Source organism: Exiguobacterium sp. ZOR0005 (assembly GCF_000798975.1).
Taxonomy (GTDB): Bacteria; Bacillota; Bacilli; order Exiguobacteriales; family Exiguobacteriaceae; genus Exiguobacterium; species Exiguobacterium aurantiacum.
On the sequence record NZ_JTLB01000015.1, the window covers coordinates 66392 to 76606 of the forward strand.

Genomic DNA, 10215 nt, shown 5'->3' on the forward strand with positions numbered 1-10215 from the left:
ATTACTCGACTTTCTCGAGTGCTTCCGAGACGAGTTTCACGTACTCGTCGATCGTGTATTCGATCGAGAGCGGTGACGGTGTCCCGGCTGCCGCGAGCGGCGTGTTGTCTTCGATCAAGACGACCGAGCCGCGCTCGATGGCCGGTACTTTGCCGTAGAGCGGGTCCGCTTGAAGCTCTTTGAGCGTCTCTTCGTTCCCGTAGACGACGAAGAGATCGAGGTCGTTCAAGATGTCGGCGTTCTCTGAGCTGAGCTCGAGGTAGAAGCTGCCTTCTTCGAGTTGGTCTTTAATGTTTTGCGGGTACTCCATGCCGAGCTCTTCGATGAAGGCACCGCGCGGGTCACCTGTCGTGTAGATGTAGAACTTCGACAAGTCGCCAGGGCTCAAGGCGACGAACGCGCCTTTCTTGCCTTGCATGTCCGGTACTTCCGCCGCTTTGTCCGCGATGAGCTGTTCTGTGTCGGCAATCAACTGCTTGCCTTCCGCTTCCATGCCCATTGCCATCGCGTTGTAAAGGACCGTGTCTTGCCATGAAGAAACCCAAGGCGTTTCTTGGTACGCGACGACCGGTGCGATTTGTGTCAACGTGTCGTAGTCTTCTTGCGTGATGCCTGAATAGGCGGCCAAGATGACGTCTGGCTGTGAGTCGGCGATCGCTTCAAAGTCGAGGCCGTCCGTGTCTTGGTAGACGTTCGGGTTGTCTTCACCGAGTTCTTTCAACTTCTCTGCTGTCCACGGCAAGACGCCGCTGCCGTCTTGGACGCCGTAGTTCGCAGCCGAGAAACCGACCGGGACGACGCCTAGCGCGAGGGCGACGTCTTGGTTCGACCACCCGACCGTCGCGACGCGTTCCGGCTTCTCTTCGATGACCGTCTCACCGAGCGCGTGCTTGATCGTGATCGGGTAACCTTCTGCTGACTCTGAGTTCTCATCCGTCGTCGCTGGTTCTTCTGTGTTCGAGCCGCAACCGGCGAGCACGAGCATGAACACTGAGACGAACAAGAACATATGTAACATCTTCTTATGCTTTTTCACGTTGTAATCCCCTTTTTCTCTTCTATGACGATGCGTTATCATCGACACTGATAATCATTATCATTTATGAGTATAGGACGAATCCGGGAGCCGTGTCAATCTGAATTTCAAGATAGTTGAGGAAAAGAGAAACAGCCCGCGTGTCTCGATTGATGAGAGGCGGGCTGCCGTCATAACGTTTGGTTGGCCAAATTGATCAGTTGTTGGACGGACAAGCGGCTCTCGTCATCGAGTTCGACCGTATTGCCATCAATGTAGTAGATGATTCGTGCCGTGAAACCGTCTTTGTTCTGCCACCACAATGCTTGTGACGTCGCGTCCGTCTCGTCAAAGAAAGCCGATGTCCCGTCTGCAAGTATGTATTGCTCTCCATATAACGAGAGATCCGCCACGTCAGCCGGTTCATCGATGACTTTGTCGACGATGTAGCTTAGTTCTTGAGTCGTCTCTTCATTCACATAATGAAACACGAAAATATGGAAATGATGCGGCACTTTAATGTCGACTTCTGTGTAACGTCGAGTGATTTCAAACGGAAACGCAATCGGTTCCTCAAACGTGTGTTCAATCGGTAAGTTCGATGAATCTGGCCGGTCTGTGGCCAGTTCCACCAAAGCGAGGATGACAAGCAACCACCCTAGTATTCGCACAATCCTTTTCAATTTCATTGATTTTCGCTCACTTCCTAAAAAATTGGTTTTACGATTATGGATACGCCTCGACGCTCTCATTTTGTGGACGAGAATGGATCGTCCTGTCAATAAATCAAGGGCGTCGCTCACGCATGACATCGGCCATCGGACAACCTTCTTGCCCAAGTTCAGAGACGATGCGCGCATAATCTTCGTCGTTCCGGTTTTGGCTCAGCTTGAACGCCGCCTCGATGTCTGAGACGTCGATTCGAAAGCCGACGACACCGTGTTTTTGACGCTTGACCGGTTCCGACAGCTCTTCCCAGACGACGGCGTCTCCCCGCTCCCCTTCATGGTCCCGGAGCAGGCCGGCCAATTCGTTCTCGAGCTCCGTTTCGGTCATGATCGTCGCCTTCCCGTAGAGATGGACCGCCTGATAGTTCCACGTCGACACGTCCTCATGGCCGTACCACGACGCCGAGACATAGGCGTCCGGTCCTTGGACGATGACGAGCACCGTCTGTTGTTCAATCGTTTTCCATTGCGGATTATGTTTGGCGATATGCGTCGTGAACGAAAGCTGTCCGTCCGTCTCATGCAGACGGAGCGGTACGTGCGTCGCGATCGGCTTATGCCCGTCATATGTGACGACGGTGCCGAAAGGATGGGCCTTCAAAAAGGCGTGGACTTCCTTCGGGTCGGTCACGGCGTATAATTTTGGGACGTACATCCAACTCCTCCTATCTGAGTAACCCTCGTCTAAGCCGCGTCAAGTAGGGTAAAGACAAGATGACGCTACATGACTTGAGGAGGGGTTATTATGAAACCGAAAATTCAAGCGTTCGTGTTCGATGTGTACGGGACGTTGTTTGACGTCCATTCCATCAAGACGGCGTGTGACGACCAATTTCCCGGGAAAGGTGAACAAATCAGCCAGACGTGGCGGACGAAACAGCTCGACTACTTCTTCACCCGCCACATCATGGGTCGCTATGCCGATTTTTCCGTCGTCACACGCGAAGCGCTCCGCTACGCCTTGTCGGCGACCGGCGTGACGTGGACACCTGAAACCGAGGACGCGTTGATTGCGAAATACACCGAACTGTCGCCGTACGATGAGGTCGCAGGTGTGTTAAACGAACTTCACGCAAAACGGACCGTCGTGCTGTCGAACGGGACGGACGCGATGCTCACCGCGCTCATCCATAACGCCGGCTTTACCGACCTGTTCGAGGAGCTCGTCAGCGTCGACGGTGTCAAACAAGCGAAACCGTCACCGGCCGCGTATATGCATTGGTTCAAGAACAGCGGGCTAGAGCGGGACGAGGTATTGTTTCTGTCCTCGAACGGCTGGGATATCGCCGGGGCGAAAAACTTCGGTTTCCACACCGCGTGGATCAATCGCGACGGGAAACCGCTCGACATGCCTGACTTGGCCCCTGACGCCGTCTATGAAGATCTATCCGGAATATTGGAATGGGTCACGGACGAAGCGGCTTGGCCATGATCAAATCGGTTTGGGCGTCGTCGCCCATATAGAACGTGTGGGACCCGGTCTGGACGAAGCCATGCCTTTTATAGAAGGCGAGCGCCTTCTCGTTATGTTCCCAGACGCCGAGCCAGATTTCACGTTTATCCAGCTCGTTCGCGCGTTGGATCGCCTGGTCATACAACGCCTTGCCGACGCCACTCCCTTGGAAGGCGCGACGCACATAAATTCGTTCGAGCTCGAACGCCCCCTCGCCCATCGCCTCCGTTTGGGCGTTGTTGGCGTTCCCTTTCATATACCCGGCAAGTTCCCCTTCAAGCATGGCGAAAAAGAACGTCGAGTCCGGATTCGCAAGTTCCGCTCTAAGTTGCGGTACGTTGTATGCCCGTTCGAGATACGCCGCGAGATGTGCCGGGTCGTTGTCGGCTTCGAACGTCTCCGTGAACGTCTCGATGCTGATGTCCCGGAGCGTGTCGACGTCTTCGATCGTGCAAGCTTTGATGGTGATCATGTTGCTTCCCCCTTTAGTATTCTCGTTTGTTACCTCGCTTGACCGTTTCCCAATCCCCTTCGATATTGTGACGGACCCGCTTCAACAAACGGAGCAACTGCTCGGCTTCTTGATCCGAGAGACCAGCGAGCGCCACGTCCGTTGAATGGTCATGCTCGCGGAGGATGAGCGGATAGACCGCCTGTCCTTTCTCGGTCGGGTGGAGTCGCTTGATCTTCTTGTTCTGCGGGTCGTCGACTCGTCGAATGAATCCTTCCCGTTCAAGCTTTTGAATCGCGCGCGCCGCCGTCGAGCGGTCGACTTTAATGAGTTCGGCCAGCTTTTCTTGGATGATGCCCGGCTCTTCGCAGATTCGGACGACATATAAATATTGCCCTTTCGTCAGCTCGAGCTCTTTGAACTCGATGTTGCTAATCGAGTCGAGCGCACGGGCAATCATCCCAACCTCGCGTAGATGGTCTCTCATACAATCCTCCCGAATGTTGTATTTACACTATATTATCTTCAGTTTAACTCATTTTATTGCATTTGCAATAAAAAATAACTTATGTCTCACGTCTTTCAATGTGAGAAAATATAGCTATCACTCCACGAAACGAGGGGATTTCATGGCACACCGCATTTACACGACGAGCTTCGCGAGCGTCTATCCGCTTTACGTCGCGAAAGCAGAACGGAAAGGCCGAACGAAAGAGGAAGTCGACACGATTATCCGTTGGCTGACCGGCTATGACGAGGACGGGCTCGAACGACAACTCGCGTCCGAGGTCGACTTCGACACGTTCTTCGCAGCGGCACCGAAGATGAACGAAGATCGCGCACTCATCAAAGGCGTCGTCTGCGGCGTCCGCGTCGAGAACGTCGAGGAACCGCTCATGCGCGAGATTCGTTATCTGGACAAACTCGTCGATGAGCTCGCCAAAGGCAAGGCGATGGAGAAGATTTTACGAGGAGGGAAACTCTAATGGACTACACGACACTCGTCGACGACAAACGGCTCGACGCCTTCATCCGCTTGATCGACGTCATCGACGCGAATCTGCCCGACGGTTTCGAGAAGACGACCGATGGCAAAGGCGTCCACTACGTCGTCCCGCTGTCGACGTATCCGTCCGGGTATCACGTCACACCGGGCACACCGCTCCCTTTCTTGAGCGTCATCGCCCAGAAGCGGCATGTCGCACTCTATCATATGGGCATCTATAGTGACCCGGCGCTGCTCCTTTGGTTCGAGGAGGCGTACGCCGCACAAGTACCGACGAAGCTCGACATGGGCAAGAGCTGTATCCGCTTCGGCAACGTCAAGCATATCCCGTACGAGCTGATCGGCGAGCTCGTCTCGAAGATGACACCGGCGGAATGGGTCCACGCCTACGAACAACGCTAAAAAGAGACAAGTCGCGCGCGACTTGTCTCTTTTGTCATACGTTGAATTTTTTTGTCATCTGACGCATCTCGTCCGCCATGTTCGACAGTTCTTGGGCCGATGCCGTGATTTCTTCCATCGACGCCATCTGTTCTTCCGTCGCCGCCGACGTGTTCTCTGTCTCGGTCGCGGTCGTCTCGGTGATGCCTTGGATCTCGTCCACAGACGTCAAAATCTCGGTCGCACCGGCCGCCATCTCTTGGACGGAACCGGATACTTCTTCGACTTTTTGAGCGACTTCTTCGATGGCGCGCTTGATGTCTTCGAACGCCGCGCCTGCCTGTTGGACGTTCGTGACGCTATGGCCCATCTCGCTCTCGACGACGTGCATCGTTTGGACGGCTTGTTTCGTCTCGGTTTGCGTATCCCCAATCAAGCCGGAGATCCGTTTCGTCGCGACGGCCGATTCTTCAGCGAGCTTCCGGACCTCCGAGGCGACGACGGCGAAGCCGCGTCCGTGATCGCCGGCCCGTGCCGCTTCGATCGCTGCGTTCAAGGCGAGCAAATTCGTCTGCTCGGCGATGCCGGAAATCGTACCGGTGATCATGCCGATTTCTTGCGAGCGGACGTCGAGCTGCCCGATGACCGTTTGCAGTGCTTTCACTTTCTCGTTCATCGCTTCGAGCTGTGACTCGAGCGTGTCAATCAACTCGTTGCCGGTCCCGACTTTTTGAAGCGCACCGTCCGAGAGCTCGGTCATGTGTTGCGCACTGTTCGAGACGTGATGGATCCCTCGCGTCAACTCGGTGATCGTCCCGTTCGACTCCTTCACTCGCGTCAATTGACGCATCGAGCCCGACGCGATCTCTTCCATCGTGACGGCGACCATCTCCGTCGCTTTCGTCGTCTCTTCGACGTTGTTCTTCAAATCGTCAGACGAGACGGCGACACGGCCTGACGTCTCTGTCACTTGCTGAATCAGTTCGCGCAAGTTGTCTTTCATTTGATTGAACGACACAGCGAGCGAACCGAGCTCGTCCCGTGACGAATACGTGCTCTCGGCCGTCAAGTCACCGGCTCCGGCCCGGCTCATGAGCGCATTCAGCTCACGGACGGGACGGACGACGAGCCGTGTGATGTAGACACCGAGCCCGATTGAGGCCAACGCTCCGATGGCGACGAGCACCCAAAACGTAAGCACTGACCGGTTTCGATCATCTTGCATCGCGACGCTTGCCGCTTCAGCTTCTTGATTGATGCCGTCCATGACGGCCGTGGCCGTGTCGACGAGGTTCAGCCGGATTGGCCGTAAATCGTCCAAATAGACGCGGTAAGCCGCTGCATTCTCGTTACGGAGCGCCGGTTGCAAGACGACTTCCGTCCCTTCTAAATAGGCGCTGATTTCTCGGTTCAACTTCTCGACTTGTTGCGTCACCGTTTCGTCTGTCGATGAGAACGTCTCATTGAACACATTCAAGTTCGTGCCGATACTATTGCGTCGTTCTGAGATGTCGGCTTGCAACTCCTCGTTCCGGGCCGCATCGGACGTCAACATCAGTTCGAGCAAATACGCGTCGAGTGCTCGGTTATCCGTACGAATCTGACCGAGCGCGCGAATTGGCACCAACCGTTCTTGATAAATCTCTTCCCCCGCGTCGGCCATTCGCCCGATGAGCGTGTGACTGAGCGCGGCGATGACGACGAGCGTCGTAATGAAAACGGTGAGCAGCACCGCAAACTTTTTGAACATACTTAAATTTTTCACAATAATCCCTCCCACATGCTTTATCGTGCGAAAGGACGCCATCGTGAAGCGAGATTACACATACGTTGACCTAAGTTTGCATTTTTTACATACATAATCGAATTCGAAACACATTGAGGGCATATTCTGTAAGCTGGCTCACCGTCATCGTGAAGAAAAATGCGATACGCTATAAAAAAGAAGTACGAATTGGAAAGGAATGATTCTCGTGCCACGTTGGCTCAAACTCAGTCTTCTGCTCACCTTGTTCGGAAGCCTGTTTTATCTCACGCACTTCCATTATGAGTTGCGGCCGTCTGACGTGCGTGACGTCGTCTTGTCGTTCGGCTGGTGGGGACCGCTCGTGTTCATCCTCATCTATGCGGTCGGACCCCTCATCTTCTTGCCGACGTCTGTCCTCTCGCTCGGTGCCGGGCTCGCGTTTGGCGTCTGGCCAGGCGTGTTATACATCATCGTCGGTGCGACTGCTGCCGCCGTGACCGGGTACGTCATGGCCCGCTTGTTCGGGCGTTCGGTACTCAACGTCGATCGTTACCCATGGTCGGAGAAACTGTTCACGCAAATGGAACAACGCGGCTTCCTCTACGTGTTCGTGTTACGGCTCATCCCGCTCGTCAGTTTCGACTTGCTCAGTTATGCGGCCGGCATCGCAAAAGTCCGTTTCCGATTGTTTCTCTTCGCGACCGTGCTCGGGATGATCCCCGGGACGCTCGCCTATAGCTTTTTAGGGGCGAGCCTCGCCTCGGGGAGTGTGACGACCGTCTTCATCGCCGCCCTCGTCTTCGTGAGTCTGATCGGGGTCACCTACTATTTCCGAAAGCCTGTCCAAAAGTGGCTCGGATTAATGTAAATCTGATTCCCTTTTCGTGGAAAGAAGCGATTGAACCGTCTCCCTTCCTTGCCGTAAAATCGAGAATGGAAATGAGAATCAATTCGAGTGGGGAGACACGATCACATTGAGAAAATGGCTAGTATCAAGCCTATTGCTTTGTCTATTCGTCAGCTTGGCTTTGCCTGTTTCAGCTACGGAGAAAGCGGTCCGCCATGATGACAAACAGCTCGTCTATATGACGTTTGACGACGGCCCCCGCCCCGAGACGCTGTTGTTGCTCGACGTGCTCAAGAAGCACCAAGTGAAAGCGACATTTTTCATCCTCGGCAAACAGATCAAAGGCAACGAGGACGTGTTGAAACGGATCGTCGCCGAAGGACACGCGCTCGGTCTGCACAGCATGACCCACGACAAAAAAGCGTTCTACAAGTCACCGAAGTCTGCTGTCACGGAGATGAAGCACGTCCAGCAGCTCATCTTCCAAACGACCGGGGTGAAGACGAACGTCATGCGCGTGCCGTATGGAAGTGTGCCGCATATGACGAAGCGTCACCGCGACGCGATGACAACGGCCGGGTTCCATATGTGGGACTGGAACGTCGACAGTCTCGATTGGAAACGAAAAGACGACCCGCGCCTGCTTCAGTTCGACACGATTCAAAAGGTGCGCGCCAATCGGGCGAGACAAGTCGCCTCGGTCGTCTTGATGCATGACCAGTCGACGTCCGCGGCCTCACTCGACTACGTCCTTCGTCATTTGAAGCGAGAGCAATACGTGTTCACGACGATCACGGACACCACGCCGCCGTATAACTTCTATAACAAATGGAACAAGAATACGTCACGAAAATGAGCGAGGGGCCGTGAGTCCCTCGCTTCTTTCAACTTTCCGTCTCATCAAATGTGCAATTTCAATCAACATTCGGGACGTCCGTCCGATAATAAAGTAGCCATATCGAACTAATCTACGAATGTGAGGAATCTGTATGAGTTCAACGAAACGCAATCAATTGATGCTCGTGACGACGCTCGTCATCGTCTTGACGTCCGTCATCGTCCACCTGCTCCACCGTTTCACCGATTTTGCTTACGCCTATACCGTCCTGCGGAACGGTACGACCGGTTATCCGTATCCGCTTGCGGTATGGGTGCTGTTCGCGATCCCGGTCGTCTTCTTCATCTGCATGCTGGTGAGCGAACGAAGACACCCCCGCTCGTTCCCGTACTGGATGATGCTGACGCTGACGTTTTCGAGCATCTCGACCGTCGCCGGCGGTCAAGGGCTCGTCGAGTATCACTTCTCGATTTTCGTCGTCTTGGCGATCTTATCGTTCATGCGCCGCATCGACTTGATCCTATACAGCACCGTCATCTTCGCTGTGCAGCATGTGGCCGGGTATTTCTTGTTCCCGGAGATCATTTGCGGCACGAGCGACTATCCGTTCAGTCTTCTCCTCGTCCACGCCGTGTACTTGGTCTTGTTAAGCATCGCCCTCGTCACGCAGATCCATTTCAGAAATTTGGAGTCTGCCCGCGTGAAAGCGAACGAGGACGAGACGAAACGGCTGCTCGACCAAGCCGTCGCGGACGCGAGCCGTCTCGTGACGTCATTAAAAGAACACGCCGCCGAACTCGAGGCCGCCGCGAGTCAATCGCTCGAGTCTGGTGAACAGATTGCCGTCTCGGTCGACCCGATCGTCGCCCATGCGACCGACCAACAGACGTCGATGACGCACGGGGCGGACGAGATTCAAGCGATCCGTTCCCTGACCGCCCTCATCCAAGAACGGATGGCCCAGACGGCGAACGCCTCGTCACGTATCGCCTCGGACGCGGTCGCGGGTAACCGTGACATGCAGCGCATGGAAGCGAAAGTCGAAGAGATCATCGGCGAATCGACGCGGCTCGACGACGTCGTCACGACAATGTCGAACCGTTCGAGCGAGATTCAAGCCATCTTGCAACACGTCGAGACGATCTCCGAACAGACGAACATGCTCGCCTTGAACGCCTCGATCGAAGCGGCCCGCGCCGGTGAGGCCGGACGCGGTTTCGCCGTCGTCGCCTCAGAGGTCGGGAAACTCGCTGTCCAGTCGCGCGAATATGCGTCCGAGATGACGCGTGTCCTCGGCGGGCTGATGGACGACACGAGCGTCGTCCGCGACTCGGCGAAGCTATTTAAGCACGCGACAGAGAACTGTCAAACCGTCGCGTCGGACGTCACGGCCGTCTTCACACGACTGACCGAGGACGTCTCCGAGATCGATGTCCAAATCACCTCGATCCAAGAGACACGTCAACGCGTGACGGCGCAAATGGAAGCACTCGAGACGCGCCTCGCCTCGACGAAAGTCGCCGCGAACGAACTTCAGCTTCAAATCGAACACGTCGCCGCCGCGACCGAGGAACAAGTCGCCGTCCAAAAAGAACTGAGCCACATGTCCGACCGGCTCGCGTCGACCGCGAACACGCTCGAGACCGTGACCGATCAACTCGAGATGCGGGCGAAAACAACATGACAACAGGCCGCGAATCGATGGATTCGCGGCCTGTTTTTTTATAATGCGGAGATCAGTTGTTTCAA

The 10215-nt window shown here is 55.0% G+C and carries 12 protein-coding genes; 6 read left to right on the forward strand and 6 right to left on the reverse strand.

The annotated features are described in order from the left end of the window. Position 1 precedes the first annotated feature (1 nt). The 3 genes from L971_RS06860 to L971_RS06870 form a co-directional block, all read right to left on the reverse strand. Entirely contained in the window at positions 2 to 1078 is a 1077-nt protein-coding gene (locus L971_RS06860) for an iron-siderophore ABC transporter substrate-binding protein (protein WP_081977062.1), read from the reverse strand. A gap of 128 nt (positions 1079 to 1206) precedes the next feature. Beyond that, the gene (locus tag L971_RS06865; protein WP_156111506.1) at positions 1207 to 1686 is read right to left on the reverse strand and encodes a hypothetical protein; all 480 of its coding nucleotides are present in this window, start codon (positions 1684 to 1686) and stop codon (positions 1207 to 1209) included. A 115-nt stretch (positions 1687 to 1801) separates the two neighbouring features. Further along, positions 1802 to 2398, reverse strand: coding sequence for an FMN-binding negative transcriptional regulator (locus tag L971_RS06870; RefSeq protein ID WP_047375107.1), 597 nt, complete (start codon positions 2396 to 2398; stop codon positions 1802 to 1804). A 90-nt stretch (positions 2399 to 2488) separates the two neighbouring features. Here L971_RS06870 and L971_RS06875 point away from each other — a divergent pair, with 90 nt between their 5' ends. Then, positions 2489 to 3175 carry a haloacid dehalogenase type II gene (locus tag L971_RS06875; protein WP_047375108.1) on the forward strand — a complete coding sequence of 229 codons (687 nt, stop codon included), beginning with the start codon at positions 2489 to 2491 and terminating at the stop codon, positions 3173 to 3175. Here L971_RS06875 and L971_RS06880 read toward each other — a convergent pair. Further along, positions 3150 to 3668: a GNAT family N-acetyltransferase gene (locus tag L971_RS06880; RefSeq protein WP_047375109.1), complete on the reverse strand. Its 519-nt coding sequence runs from the start codon at positions 3666 to 3668 to the stop codon at positions 3150 to 3152. The genes L971_RS06875 and L971_RS06880 overlap by 26 nt on opposite strands. A 13-nt stretch (positions 3669 to 3681) precedes the next feature. Next, positions 3682 to 4134 carry a MarR family winged helix-turn-helix transcriptional regulator gene (locus L971_RS06885; protein ID WP_081977063.1) on the reverse strand — a complete coding sequence of 151 codons (453 nt, stop codon included), beginning with the start codon at positions 4132 to 4134 and terminating at the stop codon, positions 3682 to 3684. 142 nt (positions 4135 to 4276) lie between these two features. On the opposite strand from L971_RS06885, the gene L971_RS06890 reads away from it, so the two are divergent. Together L971_RS06890 and L971_RS06895 are read left to right on the forward strand one after the other, a co-directional pair. Further along, the gene (locus tag L971_RS06890; RefSeq protein ID WP_047375114.1) at positions 4277 to 4633 is read left to right on the forward strand and encodes a DUF2200 domain-containing protein; all 357 of its coding nucleotides are present in this window, start codon (positions 4277 to 4279) and stop codon (positions 4631 to 4633) included. Continuing rightward, positions 4633 to 5055, forward strand: coding sequence for a DUF1801 domain-containing protein (locus tag L971_RS06895; protein WP_047375119.1), 423 nt, complete (start codon positions 4633 to 4635; stop codon positions 5053 to 5055). The genes L971_RS06890 and L971_RS06895 overlap by 1 nt, the downstream gene beginning before the upstream one ends. A 34-nt stretch (positions 5056 to 5089) precedes the next feature. On the opposite strand, the gene L971_RS06900 is transcribed toward L971_RS06895, so the two are convergent. Further along, entirely contained in the window at positions 5090 to 6799 is a 1710-nt protein-coding gene (locus tag L971_RS06900) for a methyl-accepting chemotaxis protein (RefSeq protein WP_047375120.1), read from the reverse strand. 208 nt (positions 6800 to 7007) lie between these two features. Here L971_RS06900 and L971_RS06905 point away from each other — a divergent pair, with 208 nt between their 5' ends. The 3 genes from L971_RS06905 (at position 7008) to L971_RS06915 (ending at position 10150) form a co-directional block, all read left to right on the forward strand. Further along, a complete protein-coding gene (locus L971_RS06905) occupies positions 7008 to 7649 on the forward strand; it encodes a TVP38/TMEM64 family protein (RefSeq protein WP_081977064.1) in 642 nt (213 codons plus the stop codon). Between the two features lie 106 nt (positions 7650 to 7755). Then, complete coding sequence (locus L971_RS06910; RefSeq protein WP_047375124.1) at positions 7756 to 8484, forward strand: polysaccharide deacetylase family protein; 729 nt, start codon at positions 7756 to 7758, stop codon at positions 8482 to 8484. 133 nt (positions 8485 to 8617) lie between these two features. Next, on the forward strand, positions 8618 to 10150 hold the full coding sequence (locus tag L971_RS06915) for a methyl-accepting chemotaxis protein (protein ID WP_047375126.1): 1533 nt from the start codon (positions 8618 to 8620) through the stop codon (positions 10148 to 10150). Positions 10151 to 10215 lie beyond the last annotated feature (65 nt).

What these genes read in the sequence shown, in the direction of transcription:
- L971_RS06895 (WP_047375119.1), top strand. Translation starts at nt 4,633, where the DNA reads ATGGACTACACGACACTCGTCGACGACAAACGGCTCGACGCCTTCATC.
- L971_RS06860 (WP_081977062.1), bottom strand. Translation starts at nt 1,078, where the DNA reads ATGATAACGCATCGTCATAGAAGAGAAAAAGGGGATTACAACGTGAAA.
- L971_RS06915 (WP_047375126.1), top strand. Translation starts at nt 8,618, where the DNA reads ATGAGTTCAACGAAACGCAATCAATTGATGCTCGTGACGACGCTCGTC.
- L971_RS06890 (WP_047375114.1), top strand. Translation starts at nt 4,277, where the DNA reads ATGGCACACCGCATTTACACGACGAGCTTCGCGAGCGTCTATCCGCTT.
- L971_RS06870 (WP_047375107.1), bottom strand. Translation starts at nt 2,398, where the DNA reads ATGTACGTCCCAAAATTATACGCCGTGACCGACCCGAAGGAAGTCCAC.
- L971_RS06875 (WP_047375108.1), top strand. Translation starts at nt 2,489, where the DNA reads ATGAAACCGAAAATTCAAGCGTTCGTGTTCGATGTGTACGGGACGTTG.
- L971_RS06880 (WP_047375109.1), bottom strand. Translation starts at nt 3,668, where the DNA reads ATGATCACCATCAAAGCTTGCACGATCGAAGACGTCGACACGCTCCGG.
- L971_RS06885 (WP_081977063.1), bottom strand. Translation starts at nt 4,134, where the DNA reads ATGAGAGACCATCTACGCGAGGTTGGGATGATTGCCCGTGCGCTCGAC.